This window comes from Pseudaeromonas aegiceratis, assembly GCF_046254905.1.
In the GTDB taxonomy this organism is placed as follows: Bacteria; Pseudomonadota; Gammaproteobacteria; order Enterobacterales; family Aeromonadaceae; genus Pseudaeromonas; species Pseudaeromonas aegiceratis.
This window is the reverse complement of sequence record NZ_CP158016.1, coordinates 854,478-869,427: the sequence shown is the minus strand read 5'-3', so window position 1 is coordinate 869,427 and position 14,950 is coordinate 854,478. Positions and strand designations below refer to the sequence as shown.

Genomic DNA, 14,950 nt, shown 5'->3' with positions numbered 1-14,950 from the left:
ATTCAATCAGGGCAGATTTCTCACCGAGTGACGCCGGACCAGAGTCGGACTGAACATGTTGGTGATCTCCGGCATCTCGACATCCGGTTCCTCATCCTGATGGGCCAAGGCGAGGGCCAGCTCCGCCGCCTGGGTGGCCATGGCGGAGACAGGGTAGCGGATGGTGGTGAGCTTGGGCCGCAGGTAGCGGGCGATGAGCACATCGTCGAAGCCCACCAGTGAGATGTCTTGGGGCACCTCGATGCCGTTGTCGCTCAACACCGACAGGGCCCCCGCCGCCATGGAGTCGTTATAGCAGACGACCGCCGTGAAGTTGCGGCCACGGCCCAGCAGCTCCGTCATGGCCTCCTCACCCCCCTCCTCGTTCGGGCCACCCCGGGAGATGAGGCGTTCATCCACCTCGATGCCGTGCTCCTGCAGGGCCTGCACATAGCCATCCAGCCGCTCTTCGGCATCGGAAATCAGGTGATTGGAACACAGAAAGCCGATCTTCTTATGCCCCTCCTGGATCAGATGGCGGGTCGCCAGCCAGGAACCGTAGCGATCATCCAGGGCGATACAGCGGTTCTCAAAACCGGGCACGGTACGGTTGATGATCACCATGCCGGGAATGTGCCCCATCAGCTGGGCCAGCTCCTCATCCGGCAGCATCTTGGCATGCACCACCAGACCGGCACAGCGGTGACGAATGAGCTGCTCTATGGCCTGACGCTCCTTCTTGGCGTCGTGGTAGCCATTGCTGATCAGCAGGAAGTTGCCGGTGTTCTGCGCCACCTGCTCCACCGCCTTGACCATGGTGCCGAAGAAGGGATCCGACACATCCGCCACCACCAGGCCGAGGGTCTCGGCACTCTGGTGGGCCAGGGCCCGTGCGTTGGCATTGGGATGATATTTCAGCTCGGCCATGGCCTTGAACACCGCATCGCGGGAGGCCTGGCTCGCCTTGGGCGAATTATTGATAACCCGTGACACTGTGGCGACAGACACGCCAGACAAACGTGCAACATCTTTGATGGTTGCCATCTTTTCTATTCTCGTTCAGTAGAAACAACATAAGACCCCAGTTAGACGCTCGGGAAATATACCGGTCTTTTATTTTGAAACCCCAGCATTATTTCCCGCCACCCCGGCCGGGCAGGTCACAACAGTGACACACATCACAAGCATTTACACTCATCGTTACACAACACACAGGTCCCCTGACGCAAAAAGCCGGCATTTTGTGAGACTGTTCACGAATAGCCGGTACTCACCTCTTCCCAAATGCCCCCGGGAGGCATAAATTTAAGGGTAAGCGATTACACAGACCCGCACATCAGGTAAGCCGGGGGTTCAAGGAGTCATTTATGTTACGAGTTCTGGTCACGGGTGGCACGGGTTACATCGGCAGCCACACCTGTCTGCAACTGATGGCCGCCGGCATGACGCCCGTGCTGCTGGACAACTTCTGCAACAGCAAGCCCAGCGTACTGACTCGGCTCACCGAGCTGGGCGGCACCACCCCTAAGCTCTATCGGGGGGATATTCGGGATGCGGCCCTGCTGGATCGCATCTTCGCCGAGGAGGCCATCGATGCGGTGATCCACTTCGCCGGCCTCAAGGCGGTGGGGGAATCGGTGCAAAAACCCCTGGAGTACTACGAGAACAACGTGGCGGGCACCCTGACCCTGCTGCAGGCCATGCGCCGGGCCGACGTCAAGACCTTCATCTTCAGCTCCTCCGCCACCGTCTACGGCGATCCCCATGCGGTGCCCATTCGTGAGGACTTCCCCACCCTGCAGGCCACCAACCCCTATGGCCAGAGCAAGCTGACGGTGGAGCTCATCGTCAAGGATTTTGCCAAGGCGGCGCCGGACTGGTCCCTGACCCTGCTGCGCTACTTCAACCCGGTGGGCGCCCATCCCAGCGGCCGCATGGGGGAAGATCCCCAGGGTATCCCCAACAACCTGATGCCCTACATAGCCCAGGTGGCGGTGGGTCGCCGTGAGCACCTGTCGGTGTTTGGCGATGACTACCCCACCCCAGATGGCACCGGGGTGCGGGACTACATCCACGTGATGGATCTGGCCGACGGCCACGTGGCCGCGTTGCAGGTCAAGCACGGCCAGCCCGGGGTGCACATCTACAACCTGGGCACAGGCCAGGGCTACAGCGTGCTGGACATGCTCAAGGCCTTCTCCGCCGCCTGTGGCCGGGAGCTGCCTTACGTCATCGCCCCCCGCCGGGCCGGCGACGTGGCCGAGTGCTGGTCGGATCCGGCCAAGGCCACCAGCGAGCTGCACTGGCAGGCCAAGCGCAGCCTGGCGGACATGACCGCCGACACCTGGCGCTGGCAGTCCATGAATCCCCAGGGCTACCCGGCCGAGTAATTTGTCTACAAGGAATCTGATCATGCAGTTTGAACCAACCGACCATCCCCATCGCCGCTTCAATCCCTTGTCCGGCCAGTGGATCCTGGTGTCCCCTCACCGCGCCAAGCGGCCCTGGCAGGGCCAGCAGGACGAGCCGGATCGCGCCGTCAAGCCGCCCCACGATCCGGAATGCTTCCTGTGCGCCGGCAACAAGCGGGTCACCGGTGACATCAACCCGGACTATCAGGGCACCTTCGTCTTCACCAATGACTTCGCCGCCCTGATGACCGACACCCCTGAGGCCCCCCAGAGCCAGGATCCCCTGTTCCAGCTGCACAGCGCCCGGGGCACCAGTCGGGTGATCTGCTTCTCCCCGGATCACAGCAAGACGCTGCCGGAGATGAGCGTGCCCGCCCTCACTGCCGTGGTGGACACCTGGTGCGAGCAGACCGCCGAGCTGGGTCAGCAGTATCCCTGGATCCAGGTGTTCGAGAACAAGGGCGCCATGATGGGCTGCTCCAACCCCCACCCCCATGGTCAGGTGTGGGCCAACAGCTTCCTGCCCAACGAGGCCGCCCGGGAAGACGAGACCCAGCGCGCCTACTTCGCCCAGCAGGGCCGTCCCCTGCTGCTGGACTATGCCCAGCGGGAGCTGGCCGACGGCAGCCGCACCGTGGTGGAAACCGAATTCTGGCTGGCGGTGGTGCCCTACTGGGCGGCCTGGCCCTTCGAGACCCTGCTGCTGCCCAAGTTTGCCGTCAAGCGCCTGCCGGATCTCACCGAGGCGCAGCGCCAGGATCTGGCCCAGGCGCTGAAGAAGCTCACCAGCCGCTACGACAACCTGTTCCAGTGCTCCTTCCCCTACTCCATGGGCTGGCACGGCGCCCCCTTCAACGGCGAAGAGAACGACCACTGGCAGTTGCATGCCCACTTCTATCCGCCCCTGCTGCGTTCCGCCAGCGTGCGTAAGTTCATGGTCGGTTACGAGATGCTGGCGGAGAGCCAGCGTGACCTGACCGCCGAACAGGCCGCCGACCGCCTGCGCAGCGTCAGCGACGTCCATTTCCGTGAACAAGCTTGAGGATCACCATGAGCATTGAAACCCTGATCGCCACTACCTCGCGTGTCTTTGCCGAGCAGTTTGGCTACACAGCTCCCCTGACCATCCAGGCCCCGGGCCGGGTCAACCTCATCGGTGAGCACACCGACTACAACGACGGCTTCGTGCTGCCCTGTGCCATCGATTACAACACCGTCATCAGCGCCGCCCCCCGTCAGGGCAGCCAGGTGCGGGTGATCTCCGCCGACTATGACAACCAGCAAGACAGCTTCGATCTGGCCGACGAGATCCAGCCTCATCCCGAGTATCAATGGGCCAACTATGTGCGCGGCGTGGTCAAGTACCTGCTGGTGCGCGGCTTCAGGCTAGGCGGCGCCGATCTGGTGATCAGCGGCAACGTGCCCCAGGGGGCCGGCCTCTCCTCCTCCGCCTCCCTGGAAGTGGCGGTAGGCCAGACCTTCAAGGCCCTGGGCAAGCTGGACATCAGCCAGGCGGAGATCGCCCTGAACGGCCAGCAGGCCGAGAACCAGTTTGTCGGCTGTAACTGCGGCATCATGGATCAGTTCATCTCCGCCCTGGGGGAGAAGAACCACGCCCTGCTCATCGACTGCCGTAGCCTGCAGACCCGCTCCGTGGCCATGCCGGCTGGCTTTGACGTGGTGATCATCAACTCCAACGTCCGTCGCGGTCTGGTGGACAGCGAGTACAACACCCGCCGCGCCCAGTGCGAGGCCGCCGCCGCCCACTTCGGCGTCAAGGCCCTGCGGGATCTGGATCTGCCCCAGTTCGAGGCCCGCGCCGCCGAGCTGGATCCCGTGGTGGCCCAACGGGCCCGCCACGTCATCACCGAAAATGCCCGCACCCTGGAGGCCGCCGATGTGCTGACCCGGGGCGACATGGTGCGCATGGGTGAGCTGATGGCCGCCTCCCACGCCTCCATGCGGGATGACTTCGCCATCACGGTACCGCCCATCGACGCCCTGGTGGAGATGGTGAAAGCCGTGATCGGTGCCCAGGGTGGCGTGCGGATGACCGGCGGCGGCTTCGGCGGCTGCGTGGTGGCCCTGGTGCCCCAGGCCCTCACCGACAAGGTATGCGATACCGTCAAGGCGCAGTATCCGGTGGTATCCGGCCTGCAACCCACCCTCTACATCTGCCAGCCCTCCGCCGGAGCTGGCGTTCTGGAGTAAGCCATGAACCAAGCCGATCCGTATCCCAAGGCGCCGACCCTGGTCACCCTGACCAACGACAACGGCATGCAGGTCACCCTGATGGACTGGGGTGCAACCTGGCTCTCCTGCCGGGTGCCCATGGCCGATGGCCGGCGGCGCGAGGTGCTGCTGGGCTGCCCCCAGGCCGAGGGCTACGACCAGCAGACCAGCTACCTGGGGGCCATGATAGGCCGCTACGCCAACCGCATCGCCAAGGCCCATCTGCCCTACCCGGGCGGGGACCGCCAGGTGGTGGCGAGCCAGGGGGAAAACTGCCTGCACGGGGGCCTGATCGGCTTTGACAAACGGCGCTGGACCATCACCCGGCAGACGGAAACCTCGGTGTGCTTCACCCTGGACTCCTGGGACGGTGAACAGGGCTTCCCCGGCAACCTGCAGGTGGCGGTGACCTACGCGCTGCTGGCGGACAATCGGCTGAGTATCCGCATGCAGGCTACCACGGATGCCCTCACCCCGGTGAACCTGACCAACCACGCCTACTTCAATCTGGATGGGGCCCAGGGCGACATCCGCGACCATCACCTGCAGGTGGCAGCGGATCAGATGCTGCCCACCGACGGCATGGGCATTCCGTTTGGCGAGCTGCGGCCGGTGGCCGGTGGCAGCTTCGACTTCCGGGATGGCAAGCGGCTGCGCCAGGACTTCCTGGCGGATGAACAGCAGCAGCTGGCCAAGGGCTATGACCACAGCTTCCTGCTGAGCCTGGCCAAGCCCTGGCAGCAGCAACCGGCGGCCCGGCTGACCTCAGGCTCAGGGGATCTCACCCTGAACCTGTTCACCAGCCTGCCGGCCCTGCAGCTGTATACCGGCAACTACCTGGCCGGCACCCCGGCCCGGGACGGTGGCCAGTATGCCGACTACCAGGGGGTGGCGCTTGAGCCGCAATTGCTGCCCGACAGCCCACACCATCCCCACTGGCCCCAGCCCAGCTGCTGGCTGGCCCCCGGGGAGGGCTACGAGCACGAGATCCAGTACCAGTTTGTCGCACAGTAAGACTCAGGGGCCTGCGGGCCCTTGTTGCTTTTTCTGCCATCGTTGTTCGACCAAGGAGTCCGTATGACCTCACCCTATCTGGCCGACGAAGCTCGTTATCAGTCCCTGGCCTATCGCCGCTGCGGCCGCAGCGGCCTGCGGCTGCCTGCCCTCTCTTTAGGCCTGTGGCACAACTTCGGCGCCGACGCGGATCTGCACGCCTGCCGGCAGATGCTCTGCCGCGCCTTCGATCTGGGCATCACCCACTTCGATCTGGCCAACAACTATGGCCCGCCGCCGGGTAGCGCCGAGACCACGCTCGGTACCCTGCTGCGCCGGGATCTGGCCGCCTACCGGGACGAGCTCATCCTCTCCAGCAAGGCGGGTTATCTCATGTGGCCCGGCCCCTACGGCGACGGCGGCAGCAACAAATACCTGTTCGCCAGCCTGCACCAGAGCCTCAAGCGCATGCAGCTGGACTACCTGGACATCTTCTATCACCACAGACCCGATCCCCACACGCCGCTGGAGGAGACCATGGCCGCCCTGGCGCTGATGGTCAAACAGGGCAAGGCCCTCTATGTTGGGCTATCCAACTATCCCGCCGAGCTGGCCCGCCGCGCAGCAGCCCTGCTGGCGGACCAGGGGGTGCGCTGCCTCATCAACCAGGTGCGCTACTCATTGCTGGATCGCCACATAGAGCCGGAGACGCTGCCGGCCTGCGAAGCGCTGGGCATGGGCTGCATCGCCTTCTCCCCCCTGGCCGGCGGCCTGCTGTCGGACAAGTACCTGGCCGGCATTCCCGCCGACTCCCGGGCCGCCAGTGCCAGCCCCTTCCTGCGGGAGAGCGACATCACGCCGGCACGGCGGGAGTTGCTGCTGCGTCTCAACAGCCTGGCCGCCGAGGGCGGCCGCAGCCTGAGCGGCCTGGCCCTGCAGTGGGTGCTGCGCACCCCGACCCTCACCAGCGCGCTCATGGGGGCCAGCCGGGTCAGCCAGATCGAGGCGGCGGTGCGCGCCCTGCAGCAGCCGCCCTTGAGCCCAGACGAACTGGCGGCCATCGAGGCCCTGCTGAGCCAGGCCGCCTCGGCCGAATGAGCCGCCGCGGGTGAAACGGCGCACACATTTTCACCCCTAGGCTTCACCGGGATCCGGTCGAGGAATAAGGTTCTGTTTGAAGCTCAACCTAACCTCGACAAGGATCCCCATGTCTCCTCTCATGCCAAGGATTGGCCGGCTCGGCCTGCTGCTGACCGCCCTCACCCTGCTATCCGCCTGCGGCGGTGGTGGTGATGACACCACTGTGCTGCCCACCAGCATCAGTCCCAGCGATACCGACGCCTCTGACGCCGCCCGCCTCGAACTCAAATACCTGCTGGATCTGAGCAACGACACCCTGCCCGGCGTGCTGGCCGGCCAGAACACGGGCCACGGGGATCAGATCCTCAACAGCAGCGGCACCGTCGGCTACGCGCCCCTGCTCGACACCCTGGCCACCGAGACCGGCGAGCGCCCGGCGGTGGTGGGGCTAGATTACGAGTACGACCGCATATTCACCCCGGAGCAGCTCGCCAACGCCAACCAGGCGCTGATCGCTCACTGGCAGGCCGGCGGCCTGGTGACCATCAACTGGAGCCCCAACAACCCCTGGTGGAACGACGAAAGCGATCTGGAGAATGACTATGGCGGCGGGGATCTAACCCGCACCGAAAAGGGTGACATGAGCCTGGTGGATCTCGCCGATCTGGTGGATGACAGCAGCGACGTTTATACCGTCTGGCGCCGCAAGCTGGATCGCATCGCCACCGCCCTGCAGGAGCTGCAGGAGGCGGGGGTGGTGGTGCTGTGGCGGCCCATGCAGGAGATGAACGGCAACTGGTTCTGGTGGGGTATCTCCACTCAGTCCAGCACCAGCGGTTGCCAGGCCTACAAGCGGCTCTGGCGGGACATGTTCGGCTACTTCACACAGCAGAAGGGGCTGCACAACCTGCTGTGGGTCTACTCCCCCAACCGTGACCCTCTCACCTCGGCTGAAAGCGACGGCATCGCCAGCGTCAGCTGGTGCTATCCCGGCGCCGACTATGTGGATGTGGTGGCAGGCACCGTCTACGACGACAGCCTGGCCATCGACGACTACCAGAGCTATCTGCAGTTCGGCAAGCCGCTGGGCATGGGAGAATACGGCCCCGACCTGGAAGGGGCCGCCACCCTGGCCGGCAGTTTCGACACCCGCCTCTACGCCAGCGTGCTGGCCGACTATCCGGCCATCGCCTACTGGGTCAGCTGGCATGACTGGTACAACGAGGATGGCACCCGGGTGCATCAGGCCCTGGTGAGCAACCAGAATGTCACCGAGCTGCTGCAGGACTCGGCGGTGCTGACCCAAAGCGAAGTGGATATGAGCGCGGCGACGCTCGAATAGGCAAAGTGATGTCGGATCCGGTCGCCGCTTAGGGCAGCGGCCGGACGAGCCGCGCCGGGTTGCCGGCATAGATGCCCTTCTGCTCAATATCCCGGGTCACCACGCTGCCGGCGCCAATCACCGCCTCATCGCAGATGGTCACCGCCAGTATGGTGGCGTTGGAGCCCACCACCACCCGCTGGCCCAGCTGGATGCGCCCCCAGCTGGCGGGATCCGGATTGGGCCGACCATCGCGAAACAGATCGTTGGCAAACATGACACCGTGACCGATGAAGCAGCCCTCCCCCAGGGTCACGTATTCACAGATGAAGCTGTGGGACTGGATGCGGCAACCGGCGCCTATCTGCACATGGCGCTGTATCTCCACGAAGGGGCCGACAAACACCCCATCCCCCAGCTGGCAGCCATAGAGGTTAACGGGTTCCACCAGGGTCACCCCCTCGCCAAAGATCACCTCCCTCACCCCGGCCTGATGACGGTTCGCCTCCCCCATGCTGTTCTCCTGTCCGGTTAACCGGCCCCCAGCATAGTCGCCCTATCGGCCGGCGTTTGCGTCCCGGCGCACACACCCTGACCACACAACCGCAAGCTGCGGATTGATCCCAAGGCCGGCCTTGGCCACAATCGAGCCATCTCAGCTGTTCTGGATGCCCCATGTTGCGAACCTGCGCAGTCCTGCTCCTCACCCTGCTTGGCCTGCCCCTGCCAGCCAAACAGCTGGCCTTCTACAGCCAGGGGGACGTGCTGCACTATCAATGGCAGACCCCGGATGGCCAGGTGTTGCGCCTGCAGAGCAAACTCAACCCTCAGACCCAGGTGCCGGCCCTCATCGACTGGCGACCGGCCATGGCCGACGCCTATGTCTACCGGGCCCTGATGCACGATGCCGCCGTCCAATACCCGGACCAGCGCTTCGAGCTGCACCAGCAAAACGGCCGGTGGCAGATGAGCTATCGGGTGGCCGACGCCGACCTGGGGGCCGAGATCAGTCAGTGGCTGGGCCAGCAGCGAAGCCAGCGCTGGGGCGAATACCTGGCGCAGCACTACTTCGTGCAGGATCAGGATCCCTTCGGCCGGTCCGTGGTGCGCTACGACTACGCCCGCCTGGTGCAGACCCTGGCCCCCGAGCTGGCCACCCTGGCCACCCAGCTGCAGGCGGTGACCGAACAGGCCAAACCGCAACAGACCCCCCCCAATGCCGAGGATCTGCGCCGGCTGATTGGCTGGATGCTGGATTTTGTGCAGTCCATTCCCTATCGGGCGCTGGGCGGCGAAGGCGGCAGCCGGGGCCTGAGCTTTTTGCTGCCCCGCCAGGTGCTGGCGCAGAACGTGGGGGATTGCGATAGCAAGATGGTGTTGATGGCGGCGCTGCTGCGCTCCCGTTTTCCCAAGCTGCCACTCAAGCTGGTGCTGGTGCCGAATCACGCCTTGCTGGCGGTGGGCATGGCGGCCCAGGGGGAGGATAAGCAGTTACCGGCGAACGGCGGCGTCCTGCTGGAGGTGGCCGGCCCGGGCTTGTTCCCCCCGGGCCGGTTGGCAAAAACCACCCAGATGTATCTGGACAGCGGGCATTTTCAGGCCATCGAGGTGGCCCCCTGAGTCTCAGTTCACCGTGATGAACTCCACCCCCAGGCGAAACAGGTTGCCGTCGGCCTCCGCCCGCAGCACCTTGGCCTCGGCCTGAAACGGCGGCAGGGCGTTGCTGCTGGTAGACAGGCTGACGTAGAGGCGATCCCCGGCGGCAAACTCCTCCGCCGGCAGCTCGATGGCCATGCCGGTGGCACTGAGATCCCGGCAGATGCCGTCCACCCGCTTGGTGCCCTGGATCAGGCAGACGGGGGCGTCCACCACCATGCGCATGAAGGCGCGTCTTTCTTGATTGTGGTCCAGCACCCGACCTCCTTAGGGCTGTTGCTCGTCAGTTATGGCGTTTACTCAAAAACGTTAATACAATGCCCCCTGTTTCTCAAACGGGGTGCGGGCGTCCGCTGAGATCATACCCGAATTACCTGATCCAGCTCATACTGGCGTAGGGATTTGAGCGGCGGCACCCAGGCACCGTCGGACGCATCGCCCCATAGCCCAAGGAGCTCCCATGCGTCATTCCATCCTGGCCCTCATGCTCGGCGGCCTCAGCAGCGCCGCCCTGGCCCAAGTGCCCGAACTCACCGTCTACACCTACGGCTCCTTTGCCTCCGAATGGGGTCCGGGTCCCAAGATCGAACAGGCCTTCGAACCCCAGTGCCACTGCGATCTCAAGTTCGTCAGCCTGGACGATGGGGTGGCCATCCTGAACCGATTGCGCCTGGAGGGCAGCCACAGCCCGGCGGATCTGGTGGTGGGCATGGATGACGCCATGCTGGCGGACGCCCGGGCCACCGGCCTGTTTGCCCCCCACGGCGTGGATCTGCCGGCCCTCACCCTGCCCGGCGGCTGGCAGGACGACACCTTCGTGCCCTTCGATTACGGCTACTTCGCCTTCGTCTACGACAGCAGCAAACTGAAGCACCCGCCCAAGAGCCTCAAGGAGCTGGTGGAACGGCCGGATCTCACCATCCTCTATCAGGATCCCCGCACCAGCACCCCGGGCCAGGGCCTGCTGCTGTGGGTGAAGCAGGTCTATGGCGACCAGGCTCCCGCCGCCTGGCAGCAGTTGGCCAAGAAGACGGTCACCGTCACCAAGGGCTGGAGCGAGGCCTACGGCATGTTCCTGGAAGGCCAGGCGGATCTGGTGCTCTCCTACACCAGCTCACCGGCCTACCACCGCCTGGCGGAGAACAAGCAGCAGTACCGTGCCGCCCTGTTTGCGGAGGGCCACCTGCCCCAGATCGAGGTGGCGGCCCGCCTCAAGAGCGCGCCCCATCCCGAGCTGGCCCAGCAGTTCCTGCAGTTTATGGTCAGCGACCAGGTGCAGCAGCTGATCCCCACCGGCAACTGGATGTATCCGGTGACCCGGGTGGCCCTGCCTGAGCACTTCGAGGAGCACGAACTGCCGGCCAAGACCCTCAGCCTGTCCGAAACCCAGATCCAGCAGGGGCGCAAGGCCTGGATCCAGGAGTGGCGCCAGGCGGTCAGCCGCTAAATGCCCCGCCGTTACTGGTGGCTGCCCGGCGGCATCACCGCCGGCCTGCTGCTGGCCGTTGGGCTGGGCCCGCTGATCGCCCTGCTGGCCCAGGCACCCCTGGAGGCCACGCCCCTGTGGCGGGATCCCTATCTGCGCCAGGTGGTGTTCTTCAGCCTGGGTCAGGCGGCGCTCTCCACCGGGCTGAGCCTGCTGCTGGCCCTGCCGGTGAGCCGGGCCCTGCACCGGCGGCGCTTCGTCGGCCGAAGCCTGCTGCTCAGGCTGTTTGGCCTCTCCCAGGTGCTGCCGGTGATCATCGCCTTGTTCGGCCTGGTGGCGGTGCACGGCCACGGCGGCTGGCTGGCCCGCCTGCTGGTCCCCCTGGGCCTGAGCCTGCCTCAATACCTCTACGGTCTCTCCGGCATAGTGCTGGCCCACCTGTTCTTCAATGTGCCCCTGGCGGCCCGCTGGTGGCTGCAGAGCCTGGAGCGGCTGCCGGCCAACCAGTGGCGGCTGGCCGAGCAGCTGGGGCTGGCCGGCTGGAGCCTGTTCCGCCACCTGGAGTGGCCCGCGCTGCGGGCCCAGTTGCCGGCGTTGGCGGGCCTCATCTTCATGCTCTGCTTCACCAGCTTCGCCACCGTGATGGCCTTGGGGGGCGGTCCCGGTGCCACCACCTTGGAGGTGGCCATCTATCAGGCCCTGCGCTACGACTTCGACCTGCATGCCGCCGGCCAGTTGGCCCTGTGGCAGCTGCTGCTCTCCGGCCTCATCCTGCTGCTGCACCACCGCTGGCCCAGCGAGCCGCCCCAGCTTAAGGTGAGCGATCACTATCGGCGCCAGGATGGTGCCTGCCTGGGAGCCCGCCTGCACGATGGCGCCAGCCTGGCTCTGGTGGCCCTGCTCTACCTGCCGCCGCTGCTGGCCATCCTGCTGAGCGGCCTGCGCCCCGAGCTGTGGCGCGCCCTGGCCTCACCCCGCCTGTGGCACAGCACAGGGCAATCCCTGCTCATCGGCACCCTGGCCGCCAGCCTGGCCCTGGGGCTGACCCTGCTGCTGCTCACCAGCAGCCGCCATCTGCGCCTGCGGCTGGGTCGCCGCCACTGGGCCCAGGGCCTGGAATCCCTGGGCAACCTGATCCTGGTGCTGCCCAGCGCCGTGCTGAGCACAGGCCTGTTCATCCTGCTGATGCCCTTCACCGATGTGTTCGGCCTGGGGCTCTATCTGGTGGTGCTGATCAACGCCCTGGCCAGCCTGCCCTATACCCTGCGCACCCTGCAGCCGGCCATGGAGGCCGTGGCCCACCGCTATGACCGCCTGGCTGACAGCCTGGGGCTGGCCGGGCTGGCCCGCATCACCCGGCTGGAGTGGCCCCTGCTGCGCCCCGCCCTGGGCCGGGCCTTCGCCCTGGCCATGATTTTGTCGTTGGGGGATCTGGGGGCCATCGCCCTGTTTGGCAGCGGCGAGCTGCAGACCCTGCCCTGGTTGCTCTACCAGCAGCTGGGCAGCTACCGATTGAACGAGGCCGCTGCCACCGCCTTGTTGTTGCTGGCCCTGTGCCTGGCCCTGCTGGGGCTGCTGGAGCGGGGCATTGGAGGAAAAGATGCTGATTGCCGATGAGCTGACCCTGTGCCAGGACGACTGGCAGGGGCGCTTCAGCCTGACCCTGGGGCGGGGGGAGATCCTGGGGGTGCTGGGCCACAGCGGCGCCGGCAAGTCCACCCTGATGGCACTGCTGGCGGGCTTTCTGCGCCCGGACGGCGGCCGCCTCCTCTACCGGTCGCCGAACAATGTGGAGCAGGATCTGTTGCCCCTGGCCCCGGCGGCCCGCCCCTTCACCAGCCTGTTCCAGAGTCACAACCTGTTTGAGCACCTGAGCGCCCGGGACAACATAGGCCTGGGACTGCACCCCAACCTGCGGCTCGACCAGGCGCAACAGGCCGCCATCGTCGCCGCCGCCACACGCCTGGGCATCCAGGCGCTGCTGGACCGCCGGCCGGATCAGCTCTCCGGCGGCCAGCAGCAGCGGGTGGCCCTGGCCCGCTGCCTGGTGCGCCGCCAGCCCTTCTTGCTGCTGGACGAGCCCTTCAGCGCCCTGGATCCGGCCCTGCGCCAGGAGATGCTGGCCGAGCTGGCCAGCCTGGCCCGAGATGAAAACATCGGCGTGCTGTTTATCACCCATCAGCCCGACGAGGTGCGGCAAATAGGCGATCGCTTCGTGCTGATCGAATCAGGCGCCGTGGCCTACGAGGGCACAGTGGATGAGCTGGCGGCGCCTAGAGGCGCCGCCGTGAGTCGCTATCTGGGGCTGAGCGCCCCGGCGGGTTAGAGGTTCTCCTCGGCAAAGGACGCCAAGCGGCTGCGCACCACGCCGTTCAAATAGATGTTGGCGCTGCCCTCGAAGTCCTTGAACCGCTCCACTATGTAGGTGAGCCCCGAGGTGACGGCGGTCAGGTAGTTGGAGTCGATCTGCGCCAGGTTGCCGGAACAGACCAGCTTGGTGCCCTCGCCACAGCGGGTGATGATGGTTTTGAGCTGGGAGGCGGTGAGGTTCTGACACTCGTCCAGCAGCACGAAGGTGTTCTGCAGGCTGCGGCCGCGCATGAAGTTCACCGATTTGAACTGGATGTTGGCCTTCTCCATGATGTACTGCAGCGACCCCTCCTTGCTGACATCGTGCTTGTGCAGCACCTCCAGGGTGTCGGTCACCGCCGCCAGCCAGGGCATCATCTTCTCCTCCTCGGTGCCGGGCAGGAAGCCGATGCTCTCGGCGATCTCCGGGGTGTTGCGGGTGACGATTATGCGCTCATAGATGCCCCGCTCTATCACCAGCTCCAGCGCCGCGGCCATGGCCAGCAGGGTCTTGCCGCTGCCCGCCGGCCCCGTGAGGATCACCAGATCCAGGGTGGGGTCAAGCAGGGCATCCAGCGCCATGGCCTGATAGATGTGCTTGGGATGCACGCCCCAGGCGTGGCGGGCCATCAGCCGTTCCCGGCCGATATCCTTGATCACCAGCTGCCCCGCCTCCCGGGCATGGACCCGGCCGACAAACTCCTCGTGCTCGTCGATCAGGTACTGGTTGATATGGGTGTCGCCGATGAGGCCGTCCTGAATGCGGTGAAACACATCCCGCCCTTGGCTGGTGCTCTCGCACTCACCCACCTTGTCCCAGAAGGAGCCCTCGAAGATCTGGAAGCCCTTGGCCAGCAGGCGGATGTCGTCGATCAGCTGATCGGTGCGGTAGTCCTCCACCAGCTTGAGGCCGGCCCCCTTGGCCTTGAGGCGCATGTTGATGTCTTTGGTCACCAGCACCACGGGGCGCGGGGCATGCTTCTTCTGCAGATAGAGGGCGGCGTTGATGATGCGGTTGTCGTTCTCCTTGTTGGTGAACACTTCCTCCCCCTCGGGCAGGTGGTGATCGGCGAAGATGCTGACACGGCCGCTGCACTGGGGCGCCCGATCCTTGAGGCTGACCCCGGCCACTATCTCTTCTGGGGTGGATTGGCTGAACAGATCCTCCAGGGTGCGGATGGCCACCCTGGCCTCCCGGCTGACATCTTTCTGGCGGTCTTTGATGTTATCCAGCTCCTCCAGCACCGTCATGGGGATGACCACGTCGTGTTCGTCAAAGGAGTAGATGGCGAGGGGTTCGTGCAGCAGAACGTTGGTGTCGAGGATGAACAGCTTGCAGACGTCATTATCCATAGGCAGTCTCCTGGGATGCGATGATCCGGTTGCGTCAGACAGATGTCCGTTAGACCACAGCCGGATGACAGGCTCATGACCTACCCTACGCTCCCCCCAGGTCGCCGACAACCGGTCGGCCCCCAGCAAAAAGCAAAATCCGCCCAGCCG

The 14,950-nt window shown here is 65.3% G+C and carries 14 protein-coding genes and 1 riboswitch; of the genes, 10 read left to right on the top strand and 4 right to left on the bottom strand.

The genetic code is table 11. The annotated features are described in order from the left end of the window. Positions 1-6: 6 nt before the first annotated feature. Positions 7-1,023 carry an HTH-type transcriptional regulator GalR gene (galR, locus tag ABHF91_RS04310; RefSeq protein WP_409422235.1) on the bottom strand — a complete coding sequence of 339 codons (1,017 nt, stop codon included), beginning with the start codon at positions 1,021-1,023 and terminating at the stop codon, positions 7-9. Between the two features lie 323 nt (positions 1,024-1,346). On the opposite strand from galR, the gene galE reads away from it, so the two are divergent. From galE to ABHF91_RS04280, 6 genes are all read left to right on the top strand, one after another. Further along, positions 1,347-2,369, top strand: a complete 1,023-nt coding sequence (galE, locus tag ABHF91_RS04305) for a UDP-glucose 4-epimerase GalE (RefSeq protein WP_409422234.1) — start codon at positions 1,347-1,349, stop codon at positions 2,367-2,369. A 22-nt stretch (positions 2,370-2,391) separates the two neighbouring features. After that, positions 2,392-3,432, top strand: a complete 1,041-nt coding sequence (gene galT / locus ABHF91_RS04300) for a galactose-1-phosphate uridylyltransferase (RefSeq protein ID WP_409422233.1) — start codon at positions 2,392-2,394, stop codon at positions 3,430-3,432. 8 nt (positions 3,433-3,440) lie between these two features. Further along, a complete protein-coding gene (gene galK, locus ABHF91_RS04295) occupies positions 3,441-4,601 on the top strand; it encodes a galactokinase (protein WP_409422232.1) in 1,161 nt (386 codons plus the stop codon). A 3-nt stretch (positions 4,602-4,604) separates the two neighbouring features. After that, entirely contained in the window at positions 4,605-5,636 is a 1,032-nt protein-coding gene (gene galM / locus ABHF91_RS04290; RefSeq protein ID WP_409422231.1) for a galactose-1-epimerase, read from the top strand. 63 nt (positions 5,637-5,699) lie between these two features. Then, positions 5,700-6,713 (top strand): aldo/keto reductase, encoded by a 1,014-nt coding sequence (locus ABHF91_RS04285; protein WP_409422230.1) that lies wholly within the window; start codon positions 5,700-5,702, stop codon positions 6,711-6,713. 109 nt (positions 6,714-6,822) lie between these two features. Further along, a complete protein-coding gene (locus ABHF91_RS04280; RefSeq protein ID WP_409422229.1) occupies positions 6,823-8,037 on the top strand; it encodes a glycoside hydrolase family 26 protein in 1,215 nt (404 codons plus the stop codon). 28 nt (positions 8,038-8,065) lie between these two features. Here the strand turns inward: ABHF91_RS04280 and ABHF91_RS04275 are convergent, their stop codons facing one another. Further along, a complete protein-coding gene (locus ABHF91_RS04275) occupies positions 8,066-8,530 on the bottom strand; it encodes an acyltransferase (RefSeq protein ID WP_409422228.1) in 465 nt (154 codons plus the stop codon). 161 nt (positions 8,531-8,691) lie between these two features. Between ABHF91_RS04275 and ABHF91_RS04270 the strand changes: the two genes are divergently transcribed. After that, positions 8,692-9,636 carry a hypothetical protein gene (locus ABHF91_RS04270; protein ID WP_409422227.1) on the top strand — a complete coding sequence of 315 codons (945 nt, stop codon included), beginning with the start codon at positions 8,692-8,694 and terminating at the stop codon, positions 9,634-9,636. 3 nt (positions 9,637-9,639) lie between these two features. On the opposite strand, the gene ABHF91_RS04265 is transcribed toward ABHF91_RS04270, so the two are convergent. Beyond that, the gene (locus ABHF91_RS04265; protein ID WP_409422226.1) at positions 9,640-9,930 is read right to left on the bottom strand and encodes a PilZ domain-containing protein; all 291 of its coding nucleotides are present in this window, start codon (positions 9,928-9,930) and stop codon (positions 9,640-9,642) included. A gap of 68 nt (positions 9,931-9,998) precedes the next feature. Continuing rightward, positions 9,999-10,090, top strand: a riboswitch (TPP riboswitch). A 42-nt stretch (positions 10,091-10,132) separates the two neighbouring features. Here ABHF91_RS04265 and thiB point away from each other — a divergent pair. From thiB to ABHF91_RS04250, 3 genes are read left to right on the top strand one after another with little or no spacing between them, the layout of a single operon-like run. Continuing rightward, positions 10,133-11,119 carry a thiamine ABC transporter substrate binding subunit gene (gene thiB, locus ABHF91_RS04260; RefSeq protein ID WP_409422225.1) on the top strand — a complete coding sequence of 329 codons (987 nt, stop codon included), beginning with the start codon at positions 10,133-10,135 and terminating at the stop codon, positions 11,117-11,119. Beyond that, complete coding sequence (gene thiP / locus ABHF91_RS04255; protein ID WP_409422224.1) at positions 11,120-12,715, top strand: thiamine/thiamine pyrophosphate ABC transporter permease; 1,596 nt, start codon at positions 11,120-11,122, stop codon at positions 12,713-12,715. Further along, on the top strand, positions 12,699-13,424 hold the full coding sequence (locus tag ABHF91_RS04250; protein ID WP_409422223.1) for an ATP-binding cassette domain-containing protein: 726 nt from the start codon (positions 12,699-12,701) through the stop codon (positions 13,422-13,424). Before thiP ends, ABHF91_RS04250 begins: the two co-directional genes overlap by 17 nt. Here the strand turns inward: ABHF91_RS04250 and ABHF91_RS04245 are convergent. Continuing rightward, the gene (locus tag ABHF91_RS04245; RefSeq protein ID WP_409422222.1) at positions 13,421-14,800 is read right to left on the bottom strand and encodes a PhoH family protein; all 1,380 of its coding nucleotides are present in this window, start codon (positions 14,798-14,800) and stop codon (positions 13,421-13,423) included. The genes ABHF91_RS04250 and ABHF91_RS04245 overlap by 4 nt on opposite strands. Positions 14,801-14,950 lie beyond the last annotated feature (150 nt).

Bases quoted from the DNA above. Each gene is read 5' to 3' on its own strand.
- galR (WP_409422235.1), bottom strand. From the start codon at position 1,023: ATGGCAACCATCAAAGATGTTGCACGTTTGTCTGGCGTGTCTGTCGCC.
- galE (WP_409422234.1), top strand. From the start codon at position 1,347: ATGTTACGAGTTCTGGTCACGGGTGGCACGGGTTACATCGGCAGCCAC.
- galT (WP_409422233.1), top strand. From the start codon at position 2,392: ATGCAGTTTGAACCAACCGACCATCCCCATCGCCGCTTCAATCCCTTG.
- galK (WP_409422232.1), top strand. From the start codon at position 3,441: ATGAGCATTGAAACCCTGATCGCCACTACCTCGCGTGTCTTTGCCGAG.
- galM (WP_409422231.1), top strand. From the start codon at position 4,605: ATGAACCAAGCCGATCCGTATCCCAAGGCGCCGACCCTGGTCACCCTG.
- ABHF91_RS04285 (WP_409422230.1), top strand. From the start codon at position 5,700: ATGACCTCACCCTATCTGGCCGACGAAGCTCGTTATCAGTCCCTGGCC.
- ABHF91_RS04280 (WP_409422229.1), top strand. From the start codon at position 6,823: ATGTCTCCTCTCATGCCAAGGATTGGCCGGCTCGGCCTGCTGCTGACC.
- ABHF91_RS04275 (WP_409422228.1), bottom strand. From the start codon at position 8,530: ATGGGGGAGGCGAACCGTCATCAGGCCGGGGTGAGGGAGGTGATCTTT.
- ABHF91_RS04270 (WP_409422227.1), top strand. From the start codon at position 8,692: ATGTTGCGAACCTGCGCAGTCCTGCTCCTCACCCTGCTTGGCCTGCCC.
- thiB (WP_409422225.1), top strand. From the start codon at position 10,133: ATGCGTCATTCCATCCTGGCCCTCATGCTCGGCGGCCTCAGCAGCGCC.
- thiP (WP_409422224.1), top strand. From the start codon at position 11,120: ATGCCCCGCCGTTACTGGTGGCTGCCCGGCGGCATCACCGCCGGCCTG.
- ABHF91_RS04250 (WP_409422223.1), top strand. From the start codon at position 12,699: ATGCTGATTGCCGATGAGCTGACCCTGTGCCAGGACGACTGGCAGGGG.
- ABHF91_RS04245 (WP_409422222.1), bottom strand. From the start codon at position 14,800: ATGGATAATGACGTCTGCAAGCTGTTCATCCTCGACACCAACGTTCTG.